The sequence below is a fragment of the Bacillus sp. 0909A genome (assembly GCF_036765115.1).
Taxonomy (GTDB): domain Bacteria; phylum Bacillota; class Bacilli; order Bacillales; family Bacillaceae; genus Bacillus; species Bacillus mojavensis.
Map to the genome: position 1 here is coordinate 303,012 of NZ_JBAIZU010000001.1, position 25,578 is coordinate 328,589.

A 25,578-nucleotide genomic window follows, 5' to 3' on the forward strand; every position below is an offset into this window, starting at 1 on the left:
AATAAGAAATCAAATGATTGGGAGTGCGAAAATGAAGGATGTTTCAAAAAATCAAGAAGAAAATATAAGCGATACAGCTTTAACAAATGAACTGATTCATCTTCTCAGCCATTCTCGGCATGATTGGATGAATAAGCTGCAGCTTATTAAAGGAAACTTAAGCTTGCAGAAGTATGACCGCGTCTTTGAAATCATTGAAGAAATGGTGATAGACGCTAAACACGAATCAAAGCTCTCAAACCTGAAAACACCGCATTTAGCGTTTGATTTTCTTACGTTTAATTGGAAAGCCCAATGTATGACGCTTGAATATGAAGTTCTCGGGGAAATTAAGGATTTGTCAGCTTATGATCAAAAATTGGCGAAACTGATGAGAAAGCTGTTTCATCTGTTTGAACAAGCAGTTACTAGAGGCAGTGAAAATCATTTAACCGTTTCGCTTCAAACCGATCATCCTGACAGACAGCTGATACTGTACCTTGATTTTCACGGCACTTTTGCCAATATATCTGCCTTTGATGATTTTCGGCAAAATGGATATGAGGACTTTGATATCATGCGTTTTGGGATCACAAGTCACGAATGTCTAATTGAAATTGGGTTGAACTAGCGGTGTTTTTTAACGGTTTAGAACGGAGGACATTATGTTTGTAGATCAGGTGAAAGTGTATGTAAAAGGCGGCGACGGAGGCAACGGGATGGTTGCGTTTCGCCGTGAAAAATATGTGCCGAAAGGCGGCCCTGCCGGCGGAGACGGCGGAAAGGGAGGAGACGTCGTTTTTGAAGTGGACGAAGGTCTCCGTACTCTTATGGATTTTAGATATAAAAAACACTTTAAAGCGATTCGCGGCGAACATGGCATGTCAAAAAACCAGCATGGACGAAATGCGGAGGATATGGTCATTAAAGTTCCGCCCGGCACAGTTGTGACAGACGATGATACAAAGCAGGTCATTGCCGATTTAACCGAGCATGGACAGCGGGCAGTCATCGCAATGGGCGGAAGAGGCGGAAGAGGAAACTCACGCTTTGCCACACCGGCAAACCCTGCACCTCAGCTCTCAGAAAACGGTGAACCGGGAAAAGAACGCTATGTTGTTCTTGAATTAAAAGTGCTTGCAGATGTCGGGCTTGTCGGGTTCCCAAGTGTAGGGAAATCGACTTTATTGTCCGTCGTTTCATCTGCCAAACCGAAAATTGCGGATTATCACTTTACGACACTTGTTCCGAATCTTGGCATGGTCGAAACAGATGACGGACGGAGCTTCGTTATGGCTGATTTGCCTGGACTGATTGAAGGGGCTCATCAAGGCGTCGGGCTTGGCCACCAATTTTTGCGCCATATTGAGCGGACCCGCGTTATCGTTCATGTCATTGATATGTCCGGCTTGGAAGGCCGCGATCCATATGAGGATTATGTGACGATTAATCAGGAATTGAGCGAGTACAATTTGCGTCTCACGGAGCGCCCGCAAATTATTGTCGCGAATAAAATGGACATGCCGCAGGCGGCTGAAAATCTTGAAGGGTTTAAAGAAAAGCTGAAGGATGATTATCCGGTGTTCCCAGTCAGTGCAGTGACAAGAGAAGGTCTTCGCGAGCTTTTGTACGAAGTCGCCAATCAGCTGGAAAACACTCCGGAATTCCCGCTGTATGACGAGGAAGAGCTTACGCAAAACCGTGTCATGTACACGATGGAGAATGAAGAAGTGCCATTTAACATTACGCGAGAACCTGACGGAGTCTTTGTGCTTTCAGGAGACAGTCTTGAGCGGTTATTCAAGATGACTGATTTCTCACGTGATGAATCTGTTAAACGATTTGCAAGACAGATGCGGGGGATGGGTGTTGACGAAGCACTCAGAGAACGCGGGGCCAAAGACGGAGACATTATCAGACTTCTTGAATTTGAATTTGAATTTATTGATTAATGATGGGTGAGAGCCTGGATATCAGGCTCTCTATTTTCAAAAGGGGGGATGCAAGTGAAAGAGGAGACGTTTTATCTTGTCCGTGAAGATGTGTTGCCTGATGCGATGAGAAAAACATTGGAAGTCAAAAAACTGCTGGATCGAAAAAAAGCAGAATCAGTGGCAGACGCCGTTCAAAAGGTAGATTTAAGCAGAAGCGCATTTTATAAATACAGAGATGCCGTTTTTCCTTTTTATACAATGGTTAAAGAACAAATTATCACACTTTTCTTTCATTTAGAGGATCGCTCAGGCGCGTTATCTCAGCTCCTTCAGGCGGTGGCTGACTCTGGAAGCAACGTTCTTTCCATTCACCAGACCATTCCGCTTCAAGGGAGAGCAAACGTAACGCTGTCTATCAGTACGTCTGCAATGGAAGAGGACATTCATACATTAATGAACAAGATGAGAAAGTTTGACTTTGTAGAAAAGGTTGAAATATTAGGTTCAGGAGCGTAAGGGGAGAGAATATCGTCATGAAAGTCGGTTACTTAGGTCCAGCAGCTACATTCACACATCTAGCAGTCAGTTCTTGTTTTCTAAATGGCGCCGAGCATGTTGCTTACCGCACGATACCGGAATGTATAGATGCGGCAGTTGCAGGTGAGGTTGATTTCGCTTTTGTACCTTTAGAGAACGCATTAGAAGGATCAGTAAACTTAACAATAGACTATTTAATACATGAACAGCCTCTGCCTATCGTAGGTGAAATGACATTGCCGATACATCAGCACTTACTCGTTCATCCTTCCAGAGAGAATGCGTGGAAAGACCTGAACAAAATTTATTCGCACTCACATGCGATTGCGCAGTGCCATAAGTTTCTCCATCGGCATTTTTCTTCCGTTCCGTATGAATACGCCAATTCAACTGGAGCGGCGGCAAAGTTTGTCAGTGACCATCCCGAGCTGAATATCGGGGTGATTGCCAATGAAATGGCGGCTTCTACATACGGATTAAAAATCGTAAAACGGGATATACAGGACTATAGAGACAATCATACGCGATTTGTTATTCTGTCTCCTGATGAAAATATAACCTTTGAAGTGAATTCAAAATTGAATTCAAGACCAAAAACAACATTGATGGTGATGCTTCCTCAGGATGATCAATCCGGAGCGCTGCATAGAGTGCTGTCTGCTTTTTCTTGGAGAAACTTAAACCTGTCAAAAATCGAATCCCGTCCGACCAAAACCGGGTTAGGGAATTATTTCTTTATTATTGATATTGAACAGGCGTTTGATGAAGTATTAATCCCTGGAGCTATGCAGGAGCTTGAAGCGCTCGGGTGCAAAGTAAAGCTGCTTGGTACATATCAATCTTATCAATTATAAAAAGCCCTAATAGGGCTTTTTTTAGTCTTCAATCAAAATGCCGGCTTCCTCGAGCGCTTGACAGGCTTGATCGATGCGATGTTCATCCGGCGCTGTCAGTGTATGGAGATGCACACCATCTGTCAGCTGTGATAAATAGGCGGCATTTGTGGAATTGATCTTTTTGATGAAATGTTTGACTTCTTTTCGCGTGCCGACTTGGATCGCTGCAGTTAAATCGCCGTATACAGGGTGCTCAATTTTTACGTCTTTTACAGTTACCCCTTCATCCACGATGAGCTGCAATTCCTCTTCTGTCCGTTCAGGTCCGTGCAAACACGCTATGATTCTTTCTGCCTGCTGATGCTTTTGAGCGGCGGCGTCCAGATAGACATACCCTTGGCTTGTGGCGATAATCGGCTCATTTTTCGCTTTTAAAAGCGAGATATCCTGAACGATCACCTGTCTTGAAACATTTGCTTTTTTGGCGAGCTCTCCTCCTGTCAGCGGCGATTGGGATTCCTTCAGCCACAAAAGAAGCTGCTCACGCCTATTGGCGCCCATGAGCTTTAATTCTTCGGTCAATATGATATTCTCCTTTCCTTTGTTCCAAAAGCGCTGTAAACGTATGTAATAACATATCCAGCTGTTCAGTGGTTGTGTTTCTTCCGAAAGAAATCCGGATAAATTGCAAGGCTTCCTGTTCTGTTTTTCTTAACGCTTTCATCGTTTCAGACGGCCCGTGATAACCTGCAGAACAAGCGCTTCCCGTTGAAATGCAAATATTATTCCGATTACATTCTAACATAACATATTGTCCTTCAAATGAGCCAAAAAAACACCCGATAATATGGGGCAGACATTCTGTGTTTGTACCATCTGCCGCAAGGGTTACAGGGAGAGACCGAATACCGATTTGGTCTAAAAAGTATTGTCTCAGCATTTGATTGTGGGATATCTGTTTTTCCATTTCATTTGTGATCAGCTCCGCTGCCGCTGTAAAGGCTCCGATACCCGGTACGTTTACCGTTCCTGCTCGAAATCCATTCTCGTGAGCGGTGTCAGGGTATACTGGTTTCCAATTTACGTCCGGTCGAATATAGACGGCTCCGACTCCTTTAGGGCCGTGGATTTTGTGACTGGATACAGATAGAGCATCCACCCCCATTTCCTCCGTATTGATGGGCAGTTTGCCGAATGTTTGAACCGCATCACAATGAAGAAGAATTTGCCTGTTGTGAAGAAACGACGCCAGGTGTTTAATGGGCTGAATAATTCCTGTTTCTGAATTGGCATGCTGAATAGAAACCAGGCCTGTGTCCGGTCGAATATGGGCTGCCAATATTTCCTCGGTAATAAGTCCATACTCATTAGGCTTAATGATTGTCACGTCAAAGCCATGATTATGCAGAAAAGCAGCACAGTTATGGATTGATTGATGTTCCATGGCCGTCGTAATAAAATGTCTTTTTGTTTTTGGCAGGCCGTTTAACAATGATTGAATGCCAAGAAAATTGGATTCAGTGCCGCCGCTTGTAAAATATATCCCATCTGTTTCTCCGCCGATTATGGCAGCTAGTTTCCCCCGGCAGTACTCCAGTATATGCTTTGCTTTTCCCCCAGCATCATGCAAACTGCTGGCATTTCCGTACATTTCAATGCTGAGCTTCTGAAAAACGTCCAGAGCTTCCTCGCAAATTGGCGTGGTTGCTGCATAATCTAAATAAATCATCCGGTCTTTCCCCCATATGTTCTTCATAAAAAACTCTTGAGTTTATTTTATCCTTGTGTAAATATAGGTGTCAAGACAGGTGTAAACAACAGGAGGTGGCATATGTCTATAAAGACGATTGCGGTCATTGGTTCAGGAGCGGCAGCACTTGCCCTGGCTTCTGCACTTCCGCCATCATACCAGGTGACTGTCATCACGAAAAAAGGCATAAAAAACAGCAATTCAAGACATGCACAGGGAGGAATTGCTGCGGCTTATGCAAAAGATGACTCTATTGCGGCTCATATGGAGGATACGTTATATGCAGGCTGCGGACATAACGATCTAAACATCGTATCAGACGTTTTACTTGAAGGAAAAACCATTATCGAGAATTTTCTGGAGAATGACTTTCCATTTGACCGGAATGAACAAGGCCACGTCAGCCTCGGCAGGGAAGGAGCCCATACGAACAACCGCATTTTTCATGCAGGCGGTGACGCTACAGGCAGCATGCTCATTGATTATTTGCTCAAACAAATCAAAAGCCAAATCGAAGTAATCGAGAATGAAACAGCGGTTGATATGCTGATGAAGAATGGGCGCTGTGTTGGTGTCGTAACGAAAGACAGCCGCGGTCGGATCAATTTTCGGCATGCAGATGAGATTGTGCTGGCAGCTGGCGGATGCGGAAGCTTGTTTCAGCACCATACGAACGATCCATCTGTCACAGGTGACGGTCTTTCACTTGCTTATCGGGCCGGAGCGGAATTAACTGATTTAGAGTTTGCCCAGTTTCACCCTACACTGCTTGTCAAAAATGGCGTCTCGTGTGGGCTTGTTTCTGAGGCAGTCAGAGGTGAGGGCGGTTTTTTAACAGACCAAAACGGCCGCCGCATTATGGCCGGACGGCACCCGCTGGAGGATTTAGCACCACGGGACGTCGTCTCGCGGATCATTCATGAAGAAATAGCAAAAGGAAAACGTGTGTATATCGATTGCAGTGCTATTTCTGACTTCGAAGTGCGTTTTCCCACAATCACCTCTATTTGTGAAAAGGCAGGAGTCGATATTCGTAAAAGAAAAATACCTGTTGCGCCGGGAATGCATTTTTTAATGGGTGGCGTTTCAGTCAATCGGTGGGGAGAAACAACTGTGCCCGGGCTTTACGCGATAGGGGAAACAGCATGCACCGGCTTACATGGAGCCAATCGTCTTGCGAGCAATTCCTTGCTGGAGGCACTTGTGTTTGGGAAACGAGCAGCAGAACACATCATGAGAAAACCGGTTGATAACAGGTATAGTCAATTCACCAGTGAAGCCAGAGGAGTTTATGAGGTGCCGAATATTGAGCTTTCTGAACTGCAAAACAGAATGACAAGCGATATGTCCATAATAAGAGAAAAAGACAGACTGATTGAGATGAGCAATTGGCTATATGGGCTCCCTTCTCAGACGTTAAATGTGAAGGATATCACAATTCCGCAGCTGGAGCTTTCTCACTTGTGGCAGGTTGCAAAGCTGATGACCTCGTCTGCTCTATTGCGGGAAGAAAGCAGGGGGGCGCATTTTCGAATTGATGTCCCTCAGGCTGATGCAGGCTGGCAAGGACTCCAAATTGTCCATACAAAAAAGGGAACAAGAATGAGAAAAAACGAAGGGATTTGGAAAAATGAATCTTTTACAGCTGAAAAAATTGCTGAATCACTTTTTTCATGAGGATATAGGGACGGGAGATCTTACATCACAGTCCATCTTTGAAGGACAGAACTGTGAGGCCTCAATTGTTGCAAAGTCAGACGGCATTTTCGCCGGAGCTGCGGTGATTAAAGAAGGCTTTGCTTTATTAGATGAAAAGGTTCAGGCGTGTTTGCACAAAAAAGATGGAGATCATTTGCAAAAGGGTGATGTGATTGCCGTCTTACGCGGGCCGGCGGCTGCTCTTCTTTCTGGAGAGAGGGTAGTATTAAATCTTATTCAAAGGATGTCGGGGATTGCGACGATGACAAGACATGCTGTTGCACGGCTTGATGATGATCAAATTAAGATTTGTGACACAAGGAAAACGACGCCGGGGTTAAGAATGCTCGAAAAATATGCGGTCAGGGTCGGAGGAGGATATAACCATCGATTCGGCCTATACGACGGAATCATGATCAAAGATAATCACATTGCAGCTTGCGGTTCCATTGTAAAGGCGTGTGAAAAAGCGCGACAGGCGGCAGGGCACATGGTGAATATTGAAGTGGAAATTGAATCTGAGGAGCAGCTCAGAGAAGCCATTCTTGCTGAAGCGGATGTCATTATGTTTGACAATTGTCCGCCTGATACTGTCCGCCATTTTGCAAATATCACACCGGATCACATTAAAACCGAAGCTTCCGGAGGCATTACATTAGAATCTCTTCCCACTTTTAGAGGAACAGGTGTGAATTATATTTCTTTGGGGTTTCTGACTCATTCGGTCAAAAGCTTAGATATCAGCATGGATGTGGCGTTAACAAATCAGCCAGTGGAGGAGTGCGATTATGTCAATTCTTGATGCAATGAAGCAATTTGAAATGATGCCTGATCATTATAAAGGTCTGTCAATGGGGGAGATGGAGAGACGTGTTGCCGCCATTAAGGAAAAGTTCGGGAGCAGGCTGCTTATTCCAGGCCATCATTATCAAAAGGATGAAGTGATTCAGTTTGCGGACCAAACGGGCGATTCTCTCCAGCTTGCCCAAATGGCCGAAAAAAATAAGAATGCGGAATATATTGTATTTTGCGGCGTACATTTTATGGCAGAGACCGCTGATATGCTGACGGGTGCGGACCAAACGGTCATCCTGCCAGATATGAGAGCGGGCTGTTCCATGGCTGATATGGCTGATATGCAGCAGACGAACAGGGCGTGGGAGAAACTTCAGCATATATTCGGCGACACGATCATACCATTAACCTATGTGAATTCCACTGCGGAGATCAAGGCATTTGTCGGAAAGCACGGTGGAGCGACTGTAACCTCATCGAATGCAAAAAAAGTGCTTGAGTGGGCGTTTACACAGAAAAAACGCATTTTATTTCTGCCTGATCAGCATTTAGGAAGAAACACCGCTTATGAACTGGGTATCCCGCTTGAAGACATGGCTGTCTGGGACCCGATTCAAGATCAATTGGAGAACGAAGCAGAACAAAACGATATCAAGGTTATACTTTGGAAAGGCCACTGCTCTGTTCATGAAAAATTCACTGTGAAAAATATAAATGATTTGAGAGAACGAGATTCTGACATCCGGATCATTGTTCATCCCGAGTGCTCTCATGAAGTTGTAATGCAAAGTGACGACAGCGGATCAACGAAATATATTATTGATACCATCAGCCACGCTCAGCCGGGAAGCAAGTGGGCAATCGGTACAGAAATGAATCTTGTTCAGCGACTGATACAAGAGTATCCCGACAAACAGATCGAATCATTGAATCCGGATATGTGTCCGTGTCTGACGATGAATCGAATTGACCTCCCGCATTTGCTCTGGTCTTTAGAACAAATAGAAAAAGGAGAACCAGCAGGCGTGATCAAAGTGCCGAAAGTCATTCAGGACGATGCCCTTCTTGCGCTGAATCGAATGCTTTCCATTACGTAAATCAGAAATATTTCCCCTCCTGTACTCATAACTTCTTTTGAGCAGGCATATGTTGTGAAGAAACATATTGTAATCACACAACTGAACTGTTCACGTTTTGCATAGGAGGGGAAAACGTTGAAAATCCATATCGTTCAAAAAGGCGATTCACTCTGGAAAATAGCTGAAAAGTACGGAGTTGATGTTGAGGAAGTGAAAAAACTCAATACGCAGCTCAGCAATCCAGATTTAATCATGCCTGGGATGAAAATAAAAGTGCCGTCTGGAGGTGTTCCGGTCAGAAAAGAGATAAAAGCTGGCAAAAGCCCGGCGGCATCCGGGAATGAGATGAAAGAACACCCATATTCCAAGGAGAAGCCTAAATCCGTTGTCGACGTAGAAGACACAAAACCGAAAGAAAAGCAGTCAGTTCCTTTTGTCCCGCCGATGCCGAATTTGCATGATAATGTGTATCCTGAAGCTGATGTAAACGATTATTATGATATGAATCAGCTTTTTCAGCCTTGGTCACCCCCTAAACCGGAGGAGCCTAAAAAGCATCATGACGGAAATATAGATCATATGTATCACATGCAAGATCAATTTCCACAACAGGAGGCAATGAGTAATATGGAAAATGCAAATTATCCGAATATGCCTAATACGCCTAAAGCGCCAGATGTAGGCGGTCTGGAAGAAGAAAACATCCACCACACTGTTCCGAATATGCCGGCAGTTCAGCCATATTATCCGTATCCAACCCATTTTGTACCATGTCCGGTTCCTGTCTCACCGGTTCTGCCTGGATCCGGCCTGTGCTACCCATACTATCCTGCACATGCATTTCCGATGCATCAGCCTTATGGCTACCAGCCAGGTTTTGTATCACCTTCGCAATATGATCCGGGTAAATATGATAACCAGCATCATGAAAACAGCCATCACGGGCATTACGGATATCAGCCTTCGCACGGCGCGCCTCAATATGCATCGCCGGCTTATGGATCTCCTTATGGGCATATGCCATATGGTCCTTATTATGGCGCTCCTCAAGTGATGGGTGCTTATCAGCCAAATATGGCGCATGGTTATATGCCGCCATTTAAGGATCATGATGATTGCGGGTGTGACGATGATCAGCAGCCATACTTCTCAGCACCTGGTTATCAGGGAGGCGCATATGGAACGCCTTATATGCCTTACGGAGGAGCAAATCCGAATCCGTATGGAGCCGGAACATCCATGCCAAATCAGCCTTCAACAAATCAGATGTTTGGACGGCCGGAAGAAGAAAGTGAATGATTGCTCGGGACGATGTAAATCGTTCCTTTTTTTGGTTATTGTTTTGTATATGACGAATGGTCATAACTGACACGCTTAACATATCTCCCTGATGCGCATGATAAAAACGAGCACAACATGCTCAATCAGTCCTCAGGGGGGTTTTTCCATTGGGTAGAAAGTTAACAATTGCAGGCCTCATTTTGATGACAGCCGGATTAACAGCATGCGGCGCAAATAATGATGCCCTTAATGATACGCGTAATAATGGTAATAACGGTAATACCCGTCCAATCGGATATTATACAAATGAGAACGACGCTGACAGACAGGGAGACGGGATGGATCACGATGGCCCGGTCTCTGAATTGATGGAAGACCAAAACGGCCAGAACGGCCGTGACCGAAACACAACCAATGTAAACGACCGTGTTACTGCCGATGATCGCGTCCCATTGACAACAGACGGAACATATAACAACACTAATAACAGAAACATGAACCGAAATGGGACGAACAACAACGGGTATGACAACCAAGAGAACAGAAGACTTGCCGCAAAAATCGCCAATCGTGTGAAACAAGTCAAAAACGTCAATGACACACAAGTCATGGTCACGGATGACAAAGTCGTCATCGCAGTCAGAAGCCACGCTGATTTCACAAAGTCTGACAGACAAAATGTCACAAAAGCCGCACGAAACTATGCGGATGGCCGTGACGTTCAAGTATCTACAGATAAAGGTCTGTTCACAAGACTTCATAAAATGAACAGACGCTAGGACTAAGAAGGCTGCCGGAGAGTGATTCCCGGCGGTCTTTTTCTTTACAACGGATTGCAATACCCATTAAAGTGTACATAGAAATATCAAGGAAGGTGAAAGCATGGCTGGCCATTCTAAATGGAAAAACATACAAAAAAGAAAAAATGCGCAAGATGCAAAGCGCGGTAAAATATTTATGAAGCTTGCTAAAGAAATTTATGTGGCTGCGAAGCAAGGCGGAGCCGATCCTGAAGCAAATTCAGCATTGCGGCTTGTGATTGAAAAAGCAAAAGGCGCCAATATGCCAAATGAAAATATAGACCGTGCCCTTAAAAAAGCCGCAGGAAACCAGGACGGAAGCAGCTATGAGGAAATCATCTATGAAGGCTACGGCCCATCAGGGGTTGCCGTCATGGTGGAGTGCTTAACTGATAATAAAAACCGTACGGCGACAAATGTGCGGACAGCTTTCAATAAAAACGGCGGAAGTCTGAGAAAGCGGATGTGTAGCATTTTTATTTGAACGGAAGGGATACATTGCAATTGACCGTACAGAGCGGCAAATAGAAGAGGATGAACTGATGCTTGATGTCATAGAAGCGGGCGGCGAAGAGCTGCGGACAGAGGATGAATACTTTGAAGTATTATCAGCGCCTGAACGTTTTGAAAAGGTAAAAGCAGCAATTGAAAGGGATTATCCTGTCGATTCAGCTGAGGTGACCATGATACCGAAAACATATGCAGGCGCTGATGACGAGGCTGTTGAAAAACTGGAAAAATTGATCGATGCGCTTGAAGACGATGATGATGTTCAGGCAGTGTATACCAATTACCAGTAATATGAAAAGACCGGCGCGAAGTGATCTCAGGCCGGTCTTTTTTCACTTAAGAGACGTGCTCTTTTTCGTGGATGTATTCTTTCTCCCAGAAATCAGCGTTTTTGATGCCGAGAGTTTTAGGATCAAAGACTGGGTCTAACCCTTGTTTCTTCTGTTGCTCATAATCCTTTAACGCAATAAGCGCTGGCTTGGCGAGCAAAACAATGGCAATGACGTTCAGCCAAACCATAATGCCAAGTCCCGCGTCACCTAGAGCCCAAGCGAGTGTAGCGGTTTTGACCGCACCGTAGAATGTCGCGGCTAAAATGATCAGTTTTAAGCCAAGCATAGCCCACTTGCTTTCTCTGCCTCTCGCTAAATACGCGATATTTGTTTCAGCGATGTAGTAATAAGCCATGATGGTTGTAAAAGCGAAGAAGAACAAAGCAATAGCGACAAAGCCTGCACCAAAGCCGGGCAGCACACTGTCAATGGCGGCCTGAGTGAAGCCGGGTCCAGCTTCTACGCCTTTCAGGTGATTGACAATAAATGATCCGTCGGCAGCCTGTGTATTGTACATACCCGTAAATAAAATCATGAATGCTGTAGCGGAACATACAAATAAAGTGTCGATATAAACAGAAAATGCCTGAACCAATCCCTGCTTTACTGGATGGGACACCTCTGCAGCTGCAGCGGGATGAGGACCTGTTCCTTGGCCGGCTTCGTTTGAATAAACGCCTCGTTTGACGCCCCATGAAATGGCCATGCCGATGAGACCGCCGAATGCGGAATCTAACGCAAATGCACTTCTGAAAATCAAAGATATGACAGCAGGCAGTTCAGAAATATTCATCACAATGATGATCAGGGATAGCAGAATGTATCCGACTGCCATAAACGGGACAATCATTTGTGCTGCACTGGCAATACGTTTTACACCTCCGAAAATGATAAAACCTAATAAGAGAACAAGAAAACAGCCAGTAATGGCAGGAGATATGCCGAATGCATTTTGGACGCCCGCTGCAATGGAGTTGGACTGGACCCCTGGCATAAGGAGAGCCATTGCAATCAGGGCCGCAACCGCAAATAAAACAGCAAACCATTTAATACCTAATCCTTTTTCTATATAATAAGCGGGTCCGCCTCGATATTGGCCGCCTTGTTTCACTTTATAAATTTGGGCAAGAGTAGATTCAACAAAGGCGCTCGAAGCACCGATAAAAGCAATGGCCCACATCCAGAACACCGCGCCGGGTCCGCCGAAGGCAATTGCTGTTGCCACCCCTGCAATGTTCCCGGTTCCCACCCTGCCGGACAGCGCGATTGATAATGCTTGAAAAGAAGATACCCCTGCCTCTGAGCTCTTTCCTTGAAACATCAGCACAATCATTTCTTTGATGTGTCTGACTTGTAAAAAACGGGTCACAATAGAAAAGATCAAACCAATTCCTAATAAAGTATAAATGACGGGTGTACTCCATAAGACCGCGTTTAAACTAGCAACAAAATCTGCCATCAAGCTTCCTCCTCATGTCGTTTCGATTTCATTTTATAAAGAGGATTTTGGGCTAATTGAACTATTTTTACAATCGATCTGTCACATTATATAACGTGTAAATGATCATAAGAGGGGAGAATGGGGTAAAAAAAGCGCAGCGTATGAAGTACGCCGCGTTTCTGTTTAAAAAGGCAGGTCACCAATTGTGAAACAGTCCTAGAGAAATAAATAGCCAAGCTCTGCCGTTGCGCATATAAAAGGTAAGGCGATAGGATCTTTCATCATCTTACCTCACTGATGCTTGCGGCGGTTCCTCACGAATCCAATGATCATCCTTTCGCCAATCATAAGTTTCATCGATATCAAGATGTAAAGTCTGGCCGCCGATTTTTACTGTATTGTTGTTCAACCATTTAACAGCTGGTCTGCTGTCAGGATAATTCCAGTAGATTGTTTTTTTGACAAGTGTTTTTTCATTCACGAGTTCGCCTCTGGCGGCATCTAAGCCTAAGGTATTTTTGGATACATAAGTGTTTAGCGTATAGCTTCCGTCCGGAGATGCCACTGATTGTACGAGGCTGCCTTTCGGAACGTTTTTGAGTGAAAAAAACATCCAATAAACGGCACCGCCGAAGAACAGAAGACATGAGAATATAATAAGAGGGACTTTACTGCGTGTTTTGATGTGACTCTCTCCCTTTTTTTCTCTCATTTTACCATATCACGGATTTTATACGATCTTTACATTTCTTTAAAATTTCCTCAATAAAGTGCAGGTATGATAAAGGAAAGTAGATAAAGGGTGGGGGAGACAGAAATGGAAAACACATATTGTCATTCCAGCGAAAAGAACTCAGAAGCGGTTTATTTGAGTGTGAGAGGATATCGCATCAAGCTGTCGCCTGAACAAATGAAATTGATTTCTGCTCTCAGAAAGTAAAAATAAAATGATAAAGGCAGCCGCTTATGCGGCTGCCTTTTCTATGAAGAATATTTTCTTTTCCGTTGTGCTACGTGCTTCTGAAACCAATCTTTTTTATATAAAAAAGCAATAAGCTCAAGCCAAAAGCCCGGGATTTTTTTCGGGAAAATCGGCTTTTTATAAAGCGTATGATACGCCGTTTTTAAATCATCCCACTGTGTGCACGTTTTCGTCTGTTCAAATCTCGCGACATCAATGACCCGCACTGCTCCGGATTCTGTCAGAATCAGATTGCGCAAATGAATGTCTGACGGGTTGAGACCGGCTGCACGGGCGTCAGAAAGTGCGTCCTCTACCTGCTGAATCATATCGTCGCTGATCGCGATGCCTTTTTTCAGGCAGTTATAAAACGTATCGCCTTTAATATATTCCATTAAAATAAATGAATCACCAGTTTCATAAATGTCAGGGTAGAATGCGGATCCGGCTAATTTTTCATAAATCGCTGCTTCTTTGACGGCTGTCGCTTGATACTCCGGAAAAAATACCTTCAGCGCCATTTTTCGGTCACCTTCTGTTATGGCAAACACATAGGCGCTTCGTCCCTTGCCGATTAATGTCAATTCCTCGGGTTTCTCTTTGACTTTATCAAATCTGCTGTTTTGGCGGTATATGACTGAATGGGCCAGTGCCTCTGCTTTTGTCAGCATTTCATTCACCTTCTTTGCTCTATTTTATGCAGTTGTTTATAGGAAAATCCAAAACTGTTCAGGAAAAAGAGCCTAAATATAGTGTATCTGGTCTTGGGAAAGAAGGCTACCTATAAGCTTTGATTGTGATAAAAGAGACATGAAAACGTTTATTCCACTCCTTGAAAAGCGCTTACAAATGGGATACTATTAATTTGAAATAAAGCGCTTTCGTAAACTTTCAAGGGGGAACACGCTATGACGAAACAGATGGTGACAGGAATTATCGGTGCAGGGCGCATCGGCAAACTTCATGTTCAAAATATACATCGGATTCCTCATATGAAAATAAAAGCGGTTTCTGATATTTCTGCAAGCTGTTTACAGGATTGGGCCGCCAGTCACCACATTGAATACATAACCGCTGACTATAGAGATTTATTGCTTGATCCTGATATTGACGCTGTTTTTATCTGTTCGCCAACAAACACACATATCCAAATCATCAGAGAAGCAGCTGAGGCGAAAAAACATATTTTTTGTGAAAAACCAATCAGTTTTTCTCCCGATGAAACGAAGGAGGCACTTGCGGCCGTCCGGAAACATGGGGTTAAGCTGCAAGTCGGGTTTAACCGCCGTTTCGACCCTCATTTTAGGAAAATCAAAACCATTGTCTCAAATGGTGAAATCGGCACGCCTCATTTATTAAAAATTACGTCACGGGACCCTGAACCGCCGAATGTTGATTATGTTCGCACATCAGGCGGCTTCTTTATCGATATGTCGATTCATGATTTTGATATGGCCAGATACATCATGGGAAGTGAAGTGACGGAAGTGTATGCAAAAGGAGCGGCTTTGGTGAATCCGTCCTTTGCAGAGCTGGGGGACATTGATACGGCTGTCATTACCCTGACATTTGCAAATGGTGCCATGGGTGTGATAGACAACAGCCGTCAAGCTGTATACGGATATGACCAGCGGGTCGAGGTTTTCGGCACGAAAGGCTCGGCAGCAGCGGACAATAGCAGGCCGACTACGGTAGAAGTGTCGACCGCTGACGCTGTCATGAAGGATAAACCGCATTTCTTTTTCCCCGAACGCTATAAGGAAGCCTATGTAGAGGAGATTCTTCAGTTTGCAGAAGCCATCCAAACAAATCGAGAGACTGCCTGCACCGGCGATGACGGCTTTCAGGCGGAACGAATAGCAAGGGCGGCTCAGCAGTCGCTCGCTTTAGGCATGCCTGTCACCATTGAACATACTGAAAAAATTGTTTTTTAATATTCAGAAAGAAAGGATTACAATACAGCAAGCTTGGGTATATACATTCCATTGATACTTTATAAAAAGTAGGCGGTGGAAATCATGAATACAGCACATGCTAAAGGAAATGCTCTAAACAAAATTGGGATTCCTTCTCACATGATTTGGGGTTATATTGGTGTGGTCATCTTTATGGTTGGAGACGGACTTGAGCAAGGATGGCTGTCTCCTTTTCTTGTTGATCACGGTCTCAGTATGCAGCAATCTGCTTCTCTATTTACGGTGTATGGCATTGCGGTCACGATTTCGGCTTGGCTATCAGGAACCTTTGTCCAGACTTGGGGGCCAAGGAAAACGATGACGGTCGGTTTACTAGCTTTTATCCTCGGTTCAGTTGCTTTTATCGGCTGGGCGATTCCTCATATGTACTATCCGGCTCTCTTGGGCAGCTACGCGCTCAGGGGCTTGGGATACCCGCTGTTTGCATACTCGTTTCTAGTATGGGTATCATACAGCACCTCTCAGCAAATCCTTGGTAAAGCCGTCGGATGGTTTTGGTTTATGTTCACGTGCGGCCTGAACGTGCTTGGGCCGTTTTATTCGAGCTATGCGGTTCCGGCAATTGGAGAAATCAATACGCTTTGGAGCGCTCTCTTATTTGTGGCAGCAGGCGGAGTTCTCGCATTATTTTTTAATAAAGATAAATTTATGCCTGTACAGAAACAAGATCAGCCGAAATGGAAAGAGCTGTCGAAGGCATTTACAATTATGTTTGAAAATCCTAAAGTCGGCATCGGCGGCGTGGTCAAGACAATTAATGCTCTCGGACAATTTGGATTTGCGATATTTCTTCCTACATATTTGGCGCGTTACGGCTATTCTGTTTCAGAGTGGCTGCAAATTTGGGGAACGCTGTTTTTTGTCAACATTGTATTTAACATCATTTTCGGCGCAGTCGGAGACAAACTGGGCTGGCGAAATACAGTCATGTGGTTCGGCGGTGTCGGCTGCGGCATTTTTACACTGGCGCTTTATTACACGCCGCAATTAATCGGCCATCAGTACTGGGTGCTGATGATCATTGCCTGCTGCTACGGTGCGGCACTGGCCGGATATGTTCCGTTAAGCGCGCTTTTGCCGACGCTTGCGCCTGCTAACAAAGGTGCTGCCATGTCCGTATTAAATCTGGGCTCGGGGCTATGCGCCTTTATTGCTCCCGGCATCGTGAGCCTTTTTATCGGACCGCTCGGCGCAGGCGGCGTGATATGGATTTTTGCGGCATTATATTTTCTCAGTGCTTTCCTGACACAGTTTCTGACGATTTCGGAACGACACGCCGATATGTATCCAGAAGAACGGCTTGTCAGGAAAAATGTGCAAACAAATTTTGAGAAAACGGTTAAGCAGTAGCCTCTTTGGTCAGACTAGTCATAAACGTGTGCAAAGAGGTGTAAAAGGTGAAACGGTTTAGCACTGCGTATCTGTTGCTGGGTTTTTTTTGCTCAGCCGCAGCTTTTGTAATGGGTGCTCCCAGCGCAATAGGGGCAGAAGTGGAGCACTATGAACCGCTGCAGGTACATGTGCAGCTTGAAAAAGTGTATTTGGATGGAGAGGTCAGCATCGAGCATAAGCGTGAAAAGGTGCTCTCCATGGATGACTTTTGGGCGGATTATGCGGGATGGACGCTTGTCGAACAAAAAAATGGGTACGTTCTATTTCGGAAGCAGGTGGACGATATTTCTCCGCTCAGCAAGGTGAATGGGTATATCGGCGTTTCTGACAGTGGAGTGATTTCCACCTTTCATGGACGGCCGGAGTCGGATTCTGAACCCATTCAATCTTTTTTTCAAATTGACTTAGAAAGACTGGAGAGCCATATGCAAAAAAATCTCGAAAAAGGCATTCCGTTTCGGACGAAAGCGGAGTTTAAAGATGTCATAGAACATATCAAGACGTACAGCGGGTGACCACTGCTGATTGAAGACATGTGCTCATGTCTTTTTTTTCGTGGAACAACGAAAGACAAGCGAACATATGTTAACTTTTCTTTAAGCCTTTTGCTGTTTTTATGGTACAATGAAGAACAGTCAAAGAGGTGAATGTTCGTGATCGAATTTGTTAAAGGGACGATTGATTATGTTTCTCCCCAATATATTGTGATAGAAAACGGCGGCATCGGCTATCAGATTTTTACGCCAAATCCGTTTATATATAAGGAGAGAAGTCAAGAAACCATTTTTACGTACCATCATGTAAGAGAGGATGCGTTTTTACTATACGGCTTTTCAACAAGGGAGGAAAAAGCGCTCTTTACAAAGCTGTTAAATGTGACCGGTATCGGTCCAAAAGGGGCACTCGCCATTCTGGGATCAGGTGACCCGGGAGCGGTCATTCAAGCAATTGAAAATGAAGATGAAGCCTTTTTAGTCAAGTTTCCGGGCGTCGGCAAAAAAACTGCGCGCCAGATTATCCTTGATTTAAAAGGAAAGCTGGCTGACGTCGTGCCTGAAATGATTGAGAACCTGTTCAATCATGAAGAAAGACTTGATAAACAAACGGCAGAAACGGCGCTTGAAGAAGCACTCGAGGCCCTCAGGGTACTCGGTTATGCCGAAAAAGAAATCAAAAAGGTACTTCCTCACTTAAAAGAGGATATTGGTCTGACAACAGACCAATACGTAAAAAAAGCATTACAAAAACTATTGAAGTAAGGTGATGTTCATGGATGAACGGCTCGTCTCAAGTGAAGCAGACAACCATGAATCAGTGATAGAGCAAAGCCTGAGGCCTCAGCGCCTGGTTCAATATATCGGGCAGCATAAGGTAAAAGAGAATTTGCGTGTTTTTATAGATGCCGCAAAAATGAGACAGGAAACGCTTGATCATGTTCTTTTGTACGGTCCGCCTGGGCTCGGAAAAACGACGCTTGCATCCATCGTCGCCAACGAAATGGGAGTGGAGTTGCGGACGACTTCGGGCCCTGCGATTGAAAGACCGGGTGATTTGGCTGCGATCTTAACGGCGCTCGAGCCGGGGGATGTATTATTTATCGATGAGATACATAGGCTGCACAGATCGATTGAAGAAGTGCTTTATCCGGCAATGGAAGATTTTTGTCTTGATATTGTCATTGGAAAAGGGCCTTCTGCCCGTTCAGTCCGTCTTGATCTTCCGCCTTTTACATTGATCGGCGCCACGACAAGAGTAGGGCTTTTGACGGCGCCGTTAAGAGATCGATTCGGCGTTATGTCGCGGCTTGAGTATTATACACAAGAAGAGCTGGCTGATATTGTTACGAGAACGGCTGATGTGTTTGAGGTTGAAATTGATCAGCCGTCAGCGCTTGAGATTGCCAGAAGATCAAGAGGAACGCCGCGGGTGGCGAACCGCCTGCTGAGAAGGGTCCGGGATTTTGCACAGGTGTTAGGCGACAGCCGGATTACAGAAGAGATATCTCAGGACGCTTTGGAGCGGCTTCAAGTTGACCGTCTCGGCTTGGATCACATTGATCACAAGCTGCTGATGGGAATGATCGAAAAATTTAACGGCGGTCCAGTGGGGCTAGATACAATTTCAGCCACGATTGGCGAAGAACCGCATACGATTGAAGATGTGTACGAACCGTATCTTCTGCAAATCGGTTTTATCCAGAGAACGCCGCGGGGAAGGATCGTCACACCGGCCGTTTATCATCATTTTCAAATGGAGGCCCCTCGATATGACTGAATTTCCTAAGATCATTATGATTCTTGGTGCTGTTTTGCTTATCATCGGAGCAATTTGGCATTTTGTTGGCAAGATGCCGGGAGATATTTTTGTGAAAAAAGGAAATGTCACGTTTTTCTTCCCGGTTGTCACTTGTATTATCATAAGTGTGGTATTATCAATCTTGCTTAATCTTTTCGGCAGAATGAAATAACAAAAGACTAGAATAAAGGTGAAATTATGAAAGTTGATTTATTTGATTTTGAACTTCCGGAACGTTTAATTGCACAGGTGCCATTGGAACAGCGTGATGCTTCAAGGCTGATGGTGCTTGATAAACATACAGGAGAGCTGACAGACAGCTCATTTAAACAGATTATCAGTTTCTTTAAAGAAGGGGATTGTCTCGTCCTGAACAATACCCGCGTTTTGCCTGCCCGGTTATTCGGAACAAAAGAGGATACAGGGGCAAAAGTAGAACTGCTTTTGCTGAAACAGGAAGCCGGTGACAGGTGGGAAACACTCGTCAAACCGGCAAAACGGGTAAAAAAAGGAACCGTTGTAACATTTGGAGACGGTAGATTAAAAGCTGTCTGCACGGAAGAGCTGGAGCATGGCGGTAGAAAAGTTGAGTTCCATTATGACGGTATTTTTTATGAGGTGCTGGAATCACTCGGAGAAATGCCGCTTCCGCCATATATTAAGGAACAGCTTGATGACAGAGAGCGCTACCAAACGGTGTTTTCAAAAGAAATCGGATCTGCCGCTGCTCCTACAGCCGGCCTTCATTTCACGGAAGACATTTTACAGCAGCTAAAGGACAAAGGCGTTCAAATTGAGTTCATCACACTGCATGTCGGTCTCGGAACGTTTCGTCCGGTCAGTGCCGATGAAGTGGAAGAGCATAATATGCATGCAGAGTTCTATCAAATGTCAGAAGAAACGGCCGCGGCTTTAAACAGCGTAAGGGAAAAGGGCGGACGGATTATTTCTGTCGGCACGACCTCAACCCGCACGCTTGAAACGATTGCCGGTGAACATGATGGGCGATTTAAAGCATCAAGCGGATGGACATCTATTTTTATTTATCCAGGCTATGAATTCAAAGGCATTGACGGAATGATTACAAACTTTCATTTGCCGAAATCGTCATTGATTATGCTGGTCAGTGCGCTTGCAGGCAGAGAAAACGTCCTGCGTGCGTATAACCATGCGGTTGAAGAGGAATACCGTTTCTTCAGCTTCGGCGACGCAATGCTGATTATATAACTTGAGAACAGGAGGCCTCATAAAAAGTGGCTGAACAACCAATACGCTATGAATTTATAAAAGAATGCAAACAAACAGGGGCGCGCCTGGGCAGAGTGCATACTCCCCATGGCTCCTTTGAAACGCCTGTTTTTATGCCGGTCGGCACACTGGCGACAGTTAAAACAATGGCGCCTGAAGAGCTAAAGGCAATGGACGCTGGCATCATTTTAAGCAACACATATCACTTATGGCTCCGCCCGGGGCACGATATTGTAAAAGAAGCGGGCGGACTCCATAAATTTATGAACTGGGACCGTGCAATTTTAACAGATTCAGGCGGTTTTCAGGTCTTTTCATTAAGCAAGTTTCGTAATATAGAGGAAGAGGGCGTTCACTTTCGCAATCACCTAAATGGAGATAAGCTGTTTTTATCCCCGGAAAAAGCGATGGAGATCCAAAACGCACTCGGCTCTGATATTATGATGGCATTTGACGAATGCCCTCCATATCCGGCAGAATACGATTACATGAAACGGTCAGTTGAGCGGACAAGCCGCTGGGCCGAACGTTGTCTGAATGCCCATGCCCGTCAGGACGAGCAAGGCCTGTTTGGTATTGTTCAAGGGGGAGAATACGAAGATTTGCGTACACAAAGCGCGAAAGACTTGATTTCCCTTGATTTTCCGGGATATGCTATAGGTGGATTGTCCGTGGGTGAACCGAAAGACGTTATGAACCGGGTGCTTGAATTTACGACTCCGCTTTTACCGAAGGATAAGCCGAGGTATCTGATGGGAGTTGGTTCTCCAGATGCTCTGATTGACGGAGCGATCCGCGGAGTAGACATGTTTGACTGTGTGCTGCCTACCCGTATTGCACGGAACGGCACGGTGTTTACTGCTGAAGGCCGGCTCAATATGAAAAACGCAAAATTTGAGCGAGACTTCCGTCCGATTGATGAAGAGTGTGATTGCTACACATGCAAAAATTACACACGGGCGTATATCAGACACTTGATTCGCTGCAATGAAACGTTTGGACTCCGATTAACAACTTACCATAACCTTCATTTTCTGTTACACTTAATGGAGCAGGTAAGACAGGCTATTCGCGAGGATCGTCTGGGTGATTTCAGAGAAGAGTTCTTTGAGCGTTACGGCTATAATAAGCCAAATGCGAAAAGCTTCTAATATAAAAAGCCGTAATGGCAAGTTTGTTTCAGAAAGGGGGGAAAAAGATGACAGGTACTTTAGGTACAATAGTTCCTATTATTTTAATGTTTGCGGTTCTTTATTTCTTGCTGATCCGTCCGCAGCAGAAGCAGCAAAAAGCTGTGCGTCAAATGCAGGAGGAACTGAAAAAAGGCGATTCAGTCGTGACAATCGGTGGATTGCACGGTACAGTTGACTCTATCGACGAAAGCAAAGTCGTCATTAAGACTGGTGATAACACACGTCTTACTTTCGACCGCCGCGCGATCAGAGAAACTTCTGCTGCTGAATAACAGCAGGAGTTCATACATAGCAAACAAAAAAGAGCGGGTAACCCCCGCTCTTTTTTTATGAGGAAGATCTGCTACCTCTTAAATTCACTCCGAAAATGCCGCCAAGCATACATACGCCTAAAAAGCCAAGATGGAAGAGCAATTGTTCTGCTGTAAATGTTTTTCCGAATCCTAAATATTGAAACAGTAAAATAATCAAGGAAAAGCTCAAAGCAGTCAATGCCCCAATCAGCCAGCCTCTTTCCTTCCCTTTTCCGCCAGATATGAATCCGCCGATAAATAAAGAAAGGAATGATACGGCGGTGATCAGCCAGTTGAATGATGATTCTTCAAGCGAGGTTGCTGTCAGTAAAAGTGAAACGGCTAAACTCGTTAGGAGCATGGCTGAAAATATGGCAATTAAGCCGTAGAGTATGCCTTTTCCAACTTGTTTCGTTTCCTCCATGAATTTCTCCTCCCTGCCTATCTATAAAGGCTTCTGTTCTTATTAAACAAAGCTTCAGACATGCTGATGGCTCGTCTTTGTAAAAATGTATTCCCTAGATCCGTGAATTAGACGTAAAAGCTTTATGAAATACGATCACTTTTTCTTACATAAATCGTTTGTTTTGTTGCATGCTATGATGAGTTGGAGGTGCATCATGGAAGAGCTTCTTACTATAACGTTTCGCACAGTCATATTATATTTTGTGATCCTGATTATTTTTCGTTTCATGGGCAAGCGGGAAATCGGAGAGCTTAGTATATTAGATCTCGTTGTCTTTATCATGATGGCTGAAATTGCCGTCCTGGCCATAGAAAACGTAGATGACCATCTGTTTCATACCATTTTGCCGATGCTTGTGCTAATGATGATCCAAGTGACATTTGCATACCTATCCTTAAAAAATCGGCGGATTCGTCAGCTGCTTGACGGCAAGCCGACCATTATTATTAAATACGGAAAAATTGACGAAGACGCTATGAAATCACAGCGTTATAATTTTGATGATTTGATGGTTCAGCTTAGAGAAAATAATGTCGAAAGAGTAGCTGATGTATCATTTGCTATATTAGAGCCGTCAGGCAAATTGACTGTCGTAAAAAAACAAAAAGATGATGAACATAGACAGTTGGAGATGCCGCTTATCATTGACGGTGACATTCAAACTGAGAACCTGGCTCGGATCGGCAAAGATAGCAAGTGGCTTGAGGAGAATTTATTGAAACAGGGATACACGAGTCCTTCAGGTATATCATTTTGTTCGTTTACTGACGGTGAATTTTTTATTGATGAAAAAGATGGGCACCGCCCCTGATCTTCATCGGACGATCAGACGTCCGATAATAGGGATGCGGCGTAGCTCATCTTTTTTGATTAAACGGAAAACGAGCAGCAAGATGATATAGAAAACAGCACTTATCGCAATCCATCCGGCAACATTCACAGCCTCCGACTCTCCGAAGCGCACATATTGTTTGACAGCAGAGCTCAGGAACCCGCATATAAAAATAACCGCGAAGCAGAGCACGTACTCTTTTATTTTGATGCTGATTGGCAGCACCTTGCTCACTGTCGCTGCATGCAAAAGGGTGACGAGCACCATGCCCGTTACAATCGCTAATGCGGCACCCATGATGCCGAGAGACGGTCTCGTGGCAAGGACGAAAATGAGGCCTGTTTTCACAAGAGCTCCGATCAAGCTGTTCATCATTGCGGCCCCTGCTAAATTGAGCGCCTGCAGCACAGCCTGAAGCGGACCCTGGAAATAATAAAGCAGAAAAAACGGAGCCATGACTTTTATAAACACGGCTGCGCCTGAGGACCCATACATCACGCTCATCAGCTCATCCGCAAACACATATAAAATCACAACTGAAATGCCCCCGCTAAGCAGGCACAGACGCATGGCCTGCTCCAATCGATATTCAACCACCTGAAGTTTTTTCTGTTCCATTCCTTCACTTATCGCAGGAACAAGCGCGGTCGACAAAGAATATGTAATAAAGCTGGGCAGAGTCAGCAGCGTCATGGCAAAGCCGGTCAGCTCCCCGTATTGCTTTGTTGCCGCAACTGTCGCCACTCCGGCAATTGCAAGGCTTTGTGCTACAACAATGGGTTCAAAAAACCATGAAAGGTTGCCGATAAAACGGCTGCCGGTTGTAGGAAGGGAGACACTCATTAATTGGGAAAAGGTTTCTTTTCCATTTTTAATCGATTGGAAAAAATGTTTTCTGATTTTAATTGTCTTTTTAAATTTAAAACAAATGAATAAATAAACGAGTGACGCCAGCTCTCCTGCAACTGAAGAAAGCATGGCTCCCGCTGCGGCATATTCAATTCCGTAAGGGAGAAAAATTGTCGTGCATACAGCCACGAGAGAAATGCGGATGACCTGTTCTAGGACTTGTGAAACGGCAAGCGGGTTCATATTTTGTTTTCCTTGAAAATACCCTCTCAGCACACTGGATATGGCGATAATCGGCACAACCGGAGTAATGGCCAAGAGGGGGTACAGCGTCCTCTGGTCTGTCAGCATGGTTTCCGCCATGACCGGGGCGAAAAATAAAAACAACGGTGTGAAAATCAAGCTGAGAATCCCAGTGATGGTAAGAGACATGACTAAAATATTTTTCGTTTTTTGATGATCTCCGCGTGCGCTGGCTTCAGCGACTAGCTTACTGATCGCGACGGGAAGACCGAATTGAGTTAATGTAGTGGCTAAGAAAAAGGTAGGAGCCGCCATCATATAGAGCCCGACCCCTTCTTCGCCTATAAAACGGGCGATGACCACCCGGTTGACAAAGCCGAGCATTCTTGTGATCATCCCTGCTGCGATAAGGATAAGAGTGCCCTTTAAAAACGTCTGTTTCGCCATTTTTACCCCCTGCCTTCTCAAACTACCTGGAATCATATACAATAAAGATATGCGTATATATCGTCCAAGCATGACAAGTCTTCTTGAAAAACAATAAAAAGGAGCGTGGAATTCGTGGATAAGCATCCAGCGGATCTATATAAGGACCACGTAAGGCCGTTTCTTTACAGCAAACTGGAAGAGTTTAAGATTCTGGGATATGATGATGTTGAACTCGATAGTTTGTGGTCATACTTAAAAAACAAGAAGTGGAAAAAGAAATCGGAATTGCACATCTATGAACTGACAAGGGATATTTTATCAGTGAAAATTGGAGAATTTATGAACTATGCAACTGTTGAGTCATTTAAAACGTCTAATTGGCTGGGCAGTGAAGAAGGTCAGGAAGCATTAGAAGAACTACTGAGGTAG

28 protein-coding genes and 1 pseudogene are annotated in these 25,578 nt (G+C 44.6%); 22 read left to right on the forward strand and 7 right to left on the reverse strand.

All coding sequences use genetic code 11. From position 1 onward, the window contains the following. Positions 1-31 precede the first annotated feature (31 nt). Genes V6D42_RS01535 through pheA form a run of 4 tightly spaced genes read left to right on the forward strand, consistent with a single transcriptional unit; the run spans position 32 to position 3,304 of the window. A complete protein-coding gene (locus tag V6D42_RS01535) occupies positions 32-610 on the forward strand; it encodes a sporulation initiation phosphotransferase B (protein ID WP_168748364.1) in 579 nt (192 codons plus the stop codon). Between the two features lie 34 nt (positions 611-644). Beyond that, positions 645-1,931, forward strand: a complete 1,287-nt coding sequence (gene obgE, locus V6D42_RS01540; RefSeq protein ID WP_333512176.1) for a GTPase ObgE — start codon at positions 645-647, stop codon at positions 1,929-1,931. 54 nt (positions 1,932-1,985) lie between these two features. After that, positions 1,986-2,429 carry a transcriptional regulator ThrR gene (gene thrR, locus V6D42_RS01545; protein ID WP_010335153.1) on the forward strand — a complete coding sequence of 148 codons (444 nt, stop codon included), beginning with the start codon at positions 1,986-1,988 and terminating at the stop codon, positions 2,427-2,429. Between the two features lie 17 nt (positions 2,430-2,446). Continuing rightward, positions 2,447-3,304 (forward strand): prephenate dehydratase, encoded by an 858-nt coding sequence (gene pheA, locus V6D42_RS01550; protein WP_010335152.1) that lies wholly within the window; start codon positions 2,447-2,449, stop codon positions 3,302-3,304. A gap of 21 nt (positions 3,305-3,325) precedes the next feature. Here pheA and V6D42_RS01555 read toward each other — a convergent pair whose 3' ends face one another. After that, the gene (locus V6D42_RS01555; RefSeq protein WP_010335151.1) at positions 3,326-3,868 is read right to left on the reverse strand and encodes a transcription repressor NadR; all 543 of its coding nucleotides are present in this window, start codon (positions 3,866-3,868) and stop codon (positions 3,326-3,328) included. Next, positions 3,834-5,015: an IscS subfamily cysteine desulfurase gene (locus tag V6D42_RS01560; RefSeq protein WP_333512571.1), complete on the reverse strand. Its 1,182-nt coding sequence runs from the start codon at positions 5,013-5,015 to the stop codon at positions 3,834-3,836. Before V6D42_RS01560 ends, V6D42_RS01555 begins: the two co-directional genes overlap by 35 nt. A 102-nt stretch (positions 5,016-5,117) precedes the next feature. Here V6D42_RS01560 and nadB point away from each other — a divergent pair, with 102 nt between their 5' ends. From nadB to V6D42_RS01590, 6 genes and pseudogenes are all read left to right on the forward strand, one after another. Continuing rightward, on the forward strand, positions 5,118-6,713 hold the full coding sequence (gene nadB, locus V6D42_RS01565; protein WP_333512177.1) for an L-aspartate oxidase: 1,596 nt from the start codon (positions 5,118-5,120) through the stop codon (positions 6,711-6,713). Next, positions 6,667-7,536 (forward strand): carboxylating nicotinate-nucleotide diphosphorylase, encoded by an 870-nt coding sequence (nadC, locus tag V6D42_RS01570; protein WP_333512178.1) that lies wholly within the window; start codon positions 6,667-6,669, stop codon positions 7,534-7,536. The genes nadB and nadC overlap by 47 nt, the downstream gene beginning before the upstream one ends. Next, positions 7,523-8,626, forward strand: coding sequence for a quinolinate synthase NadA (nadA, locus tag V6D42_RS01575; protein ID WP_333512179.1), 1,104 nt, complete (start codon positions 7,523-7,525; stop codon positions 8,624-8,626). Before nadC ends, nadA begins: the two co-directional genes overlap by 14 nt. Before the next feature lie 117 nt (positions 8,627-8,743). Further along, entirely contained in the window at positions 8,744-9,907 is a 1,164-nt protein-coding gene (gene safA / locus V6D42_RS01580) for a spore coat assembly protein SafA (RefSeq protein WP_333512180.1), read from the forward strand. Between the two features lie 149 nt (positions 9,908-10,056). After that, on the forward strand, positions 10,057-10,668 hold the full coding sequence (locus tag V6D42_RS01585) for a YhcN/YlaJ family sporulation lipoprotein (RefSeq protein WP_333512181.1): 612 nt from the start codon (positions 10,057-10,059) through the stop codon (positions 10,666-10,668). Between the two features lie 103 nt (positions 10,669-10,771). Then, positions 10,772-11,489 (forward strand): annotated as a pseudogene (locus V6D42_RS01590) (YebC/PmpR family DNA-binding transcriptional regulator). A gap of 46 nt (positions 11,490-11,535) precedes the next feature. Here the strand turns inward: V6D42_RS01590 and V6D42_RS01595 are convergent. Both V6D42_RS01595 and V6D42_RS01600 read right to left on the reverse strand, forming a co-directional pair. Beyond that, positions 11,536-12,990 (reverse strand): alanine/glycine:cation symporter family protein, encoded by a 1,455-nt coding sequence (locus V6D42_RS01595; RefSeq protein WP_333512182.1) that lies wholly within the window; start codon positions 12,988-12,990, stop codon positions 11,536-11,538. 268 nt (positions 12,991-13,258) lie between these two features. Beyond that, complete coding sequence (locus V6D42_RS01600) at positions 13,259-13,585, reverse strand: DUF5412 family protein (protein ID WP_333512183.1); 327 nt, start codon at positions 13,583-13,585, stop codon at positions 13,259-13,261. 204 nt (positions 13,586-13,789) lie between these two features. Here V6D42_RS01600 and V6D42_RS01605 point away from each other — a divergent pair, with 204 nt between their 5' ends. Further along, the gene (locus V6D42_RS01605) at positions 13,790-13,912 is read left to right on the forward strand and encodes a hypothetical protein (RefSeq protein WP_010335141.1); all 123 of its coding nucleotides are present in this window, start codon (positions 13,790-13,792) and stop codon (positions 13,910-13,912) included. 41 nt (positions 13,913-13,953) lie between these two features. On the opposite strand, the gene V6D42_RS01610 is transcribed toward V6D42_RS01605, so the two are convergent. Beyond that, the gene (locus V6D42_RS01610) at positions 13,954-14,604 is read right to left on the reverse strand and encodes a phosphotransferase (protein WP_268544363.1); all 651 of its coding nucleotides are present in this window, start codon (positions 14,602-14,604) and stop codon (positions 13,954-13,956) included. 237 nt (positions 14,605-14,841) lie between these two features. Between V6D42_RS01610 and iolG the strand changes: the two genes are divergently transcribed. The 9 genes from iolG to yajC all read left to right on the forward strand — a co-directional run bounded on the left by iolG (position 14,842) and on the right by yajC (position 22,309). Next, the gene (iolG, locus tag V6D42_RS01615; RefSeq protein WP_333512184.1) at positions 14,842-15,867 is read left to right on the forward strand and encodes an inositol 2-dehydrogenase; all 1,026 of its coding nucleotides are present in this window, start codon (positions 14,842-14,844) and stop codon (positions 15,865-15,867) included. Between the two features lie 84 nt (positions 15,868-15,951). Then, positions 15,952-17,259 (forward strand): MFS transporter, encoded by a 1,308-nt coding sequence (locus tag V6D42_RS01620; protein ID WP_333512185.1) that lies wholly within the window; start codon positions 15,952-15,954, stop codon positions 17,257-17,259. A gap of 47 nt (positions 17,260-17,306) precedes the next feature. After that, positions 17,307-17,816, forward strand: a complete 510-nt coding sequence (locus tag V6D42_RS01625) for an intercompartmental signaling factor BofC (RefSeq protein ID WP_333512186.1) — start codon at positions 17,307-17,309, stop codon at positions 17,814-17,816. A 138-nt stretch (positions 17,817-17,954) separates the two neighbouring features. Then, positions 17,955-18,560: a Holliday junction branch migration protein RuvA gene (gene ruvA / locus V6D42_RS01630; RefSeq protein WP_010335136.1), complete on the forward strand. Its 606-nt coding sequence runs from the start codon at positions 17,955-17,957 to the stop codon at positions 18,558-18,560. A 10-nt stretch (positions 18,561-18,570) separates the two neighbouring features. After that, complete coding sequence (gene ruvB / locus V6D42_RS01635; protein WP_010335135.1) at positions 18,571-19,575, forward strand: Holliday junction branch migration DNA helicase RuvB; 1,005 nt, start codon at positions 18,571-18,573, stop codon at positions 19,573-19,575. Next, on the forward strand, positions 19,568-19,768 hold the full coding sequence (locus tag V6D42_RS01640) for a DUF2905 domain-containing protein (protein ID WP_333512187.1): 201 nt from the start codon (positions 19,568-19,570) through the stop codon (positions 19,766-19,768). Before ruvB ends, V6D42_RS01640 begins: the two co-directional genes overlap by 8 nt. Positions 19,769-19,794: 26 nt before the next feature. Next, positions 19,795-20,823, forward strand: a complete 1,029-nt coding sequence (queA, locus tag V6D42_RS01645; protein ID WP_010335133.1) for a tRNA preQ1(34) S-adenosylmethionine ribosyltransferase-isomerase QueA — start codon at positions 19,795-19,797, stop codon at positions 20,821-20,823. Positions 20,824-20,849: 26 nt separating this feature from the next. Beyond that, positions 20,850-21,995: a tRNA guanosine(34) transglycosylase Tgt gene (gene tgt, locus V6D42_RS01650; RefSeq protein WP_168748352.1), complete on the forward strand. Its 1,146-nt coding sequence runs from the start codon at positions 20,850-20,852 to the stop codon at positions 21,993-21,995. 47 nt (positions 21,996-22,042) lie between these two features. After that, positions 22,043-22,309: a preprotein translocase subunit YajC gene (gene yajC / locus V6D42_RS01655; protein ID WP_010335130.1), complete on the forward strand. Its 267-nt coding sequence runs from the start codon at positions 22,043-22,045 to the stop codon at positions 22,307-22,309. A gap of 55 nt (positions 22,310-22,364) precedes the next feature. On the opposite strand, the gene V6D42_RS01660 is transcribed toward yajC, so the two are convergent. Continuing rightward, positions 22,365-22,754 carry a TIGR04086 family membrane protein gene (locus V6D42_RS01660; protein ID WP_326051170.1) on the reverse strand — a complete coding sequence of 130 codons (390 nt, stop codon included), beginning with the start codon at positions 22,752-22,754 and terminating at the stop codon, positions 22,365-22,367. A 196-nt stretch (positions 22,755-22,950) separates the two neighbouring features. Here V6D42_RS01660 and V6D42_RS01665 point away from each other — a divergent pair, with 196 nt between their 5' ends. Then, positions 22,951-23,607, forward strand: a complete 657-nt coding sequence (locus tag V6D42_RS01665) for a DUF421 domain-containing protein (RefSeq protein WP_333512188.1) — start codon at positions 22,951-22,953, stop codon at positions 23,605-23,607. Between the two features lie 3 nt (positions 23,608-23,610). Here the strand turns inward: V6D42_RS01665 and spoVB are convergent, their stop codons facing one another. Then, positions 23,611-25,167, reverse strand: coding sequence for a stage V sporulation protein B (gene spoVB / locus V6D42_RS01670; RefSeq protein ID WP_333512189.1), 1,557 nt, complete (start codon positions 25,165-25,167; stop codon positions 23,611-23,613). Between the two features lie 114 nt (positions 25,168-25,281). Between spoVB and V6D42_RS01675 the strand changes: the two genes are divergently transcribed. Continuing rightward, positions 25,282-25,578 carry a post-transcriptional regulator gene (locus tag V6D42_RS01675; RefSeq protein ID WP_010335127.1) on the forward strand — a complete coding sequence of 99 codons (297 nt, stop codon included), beginning with the start codon at positions 25,282-25,284 and terminating at the stop codon, positions 25,576-25,578.

What these genes read in the sequence shown, in the direction of transcription:
- ruvB (WP_010335135.1), top strand. Translation starts at nt 18,571, where the DNA reads ATGGATGAACGGCTCGTCTCAAGTGAAGCAGACAACCATGAATCAGTG.
- nadA (WP_333512179.1), top strand. Translation starts at nt 7,523, where the DNA reads ATGTCAATTCTTGATGCAATGAAGCAATTTGAAATGATGCCTGATCAT.
- nadC (WP_333512178.1), top strand. Translation starts at nt 6,667, where the DNA reads ATGAATCTTTTACAGCTGAAAAAATTGCTGAATCACTTTTTTCATGAG.
- V6D42_RS01600 (WP_333512183.1), bottom strand. Translation starts at nt 13,585, where the DNA reads ATGTTTTTTTCACTCAAAAACGTTCCGAAAGGCAGCCTCGTACAATCA.
- pheA (WP_010335152.1), top strand. Translation starts at nt 2,447, where the DNA reads ATGAAAGTCGGTTACTTAGGTCCAGCAGCTACATTCACACATCTAGCA.
- yajC (WP_010335130.1), top strand. Translation starts at nt 22,043, where the DNA reads ATGACAGGTACTTTAGGTACAATAGTTCCTATTATTTTAATGTTTGCG.
- V6D42_RS01660 (WP_326051170.1), bottom strand. Translation starts at nt 22,754, where the DNA reads ATGGAGGAAACGAAACAAGTTGGAAAAGGCATACTCTACGGCTTAATT.
- V6D42_RS01640 (WP_333512187.1), top strand. Translation starts at nt 19,568, where the DNA reads ATGACTGAATTTCCTAAGATCATTATGATTCTTGGTGCTGTTTTGCTT.
- V6D42_RS01560 (WP_333512571.1), bottom strand. Translation starts at nt 5,015, where the DNA reads ATGATTTATTTAGATTATGCAGCAACCACGCCAATTTGCGAGGAAGCT.
- spoVB (WP_333512189.1), bottom strand. Translation starts at nt 25,167, where the DNA reads ATGGCGAAACAGACGTTTTTAAAGGGCACTCTTATCCTTATCGCAGCA.
- iolG (WP_333512184.1), top strand. Translation starts at nt 14,842, where the DNA reads ATGACGAAACAGATGGTGACAGGAATTATCGGTGCAGGGCGCATCGGC.
- queA (WP_010335133.1), top strand. Translation starts at nt 19,795, where the DNA reads ATGAAAGTTGATTTATTTGATTTTGAACTTCCGGAACGTTTAATTGCA.
- V6D42_RS01605 (WP_010335141.1), top strand. Translation starts at nt 13,790, where the DNA reads ATGGAAAACACATATTGTCATTCCAGCGAAAAGAACTCAGAAGCGGTT.
- V6D42_RS01610 (WP_268544363.1), bottom strand. Translation starts at nt 14,604, where the DNA reads ATGCTGACAAAAGCAGAGGCACTGGCCCATTCAGTCATATACCGCCAA.
- V6D42_RS01665 (WP_333512188.1), top strand. Translation starts at nt 22,951, where the DNA reads ATGGAAGAGCTTCTTACTATAACGTTTCGCACAGTCATATTATATTTT.
- V6D42_RS01595 (WP_333512182.1), bottom strand. Translation starts at nt 12,990, where the DNA reads ATGGCAGATTTTGTTGCTAGTTTAAACGCGGTCTTATGGAGTACACCC.
- V6D42_RS01620 (WP_333512185.1), top strand. Translation starts at nt 15,952, where the DNA reads ATGAATACAGCACATGCTAAAGGAAATGCTCTAAACAAAATTGGGATT.
- V6D42_RS01535 (WP_168748364.1), top strand. Translation starts at nt 32, where the DNA reads ATGAAGGATGTTTCAAAAAATCAAGAAGAAAATATAAGCGATACAGCT.
- obgE (WP_333512176.1), top strand. Translation starts at nt 645, where the DNA reads ATGTTTGTAGATCAGGTGAAAGTGTATGTAAAAGGCGGCGACGGAGGC.
- nadB (WP_333512177.1), top strand. Translation starts at nt 5,118, where the DNA reads ATGTCTATAAAGACGATTGCGGTCATTGGTTCAGGAGCGGCAGCACTT.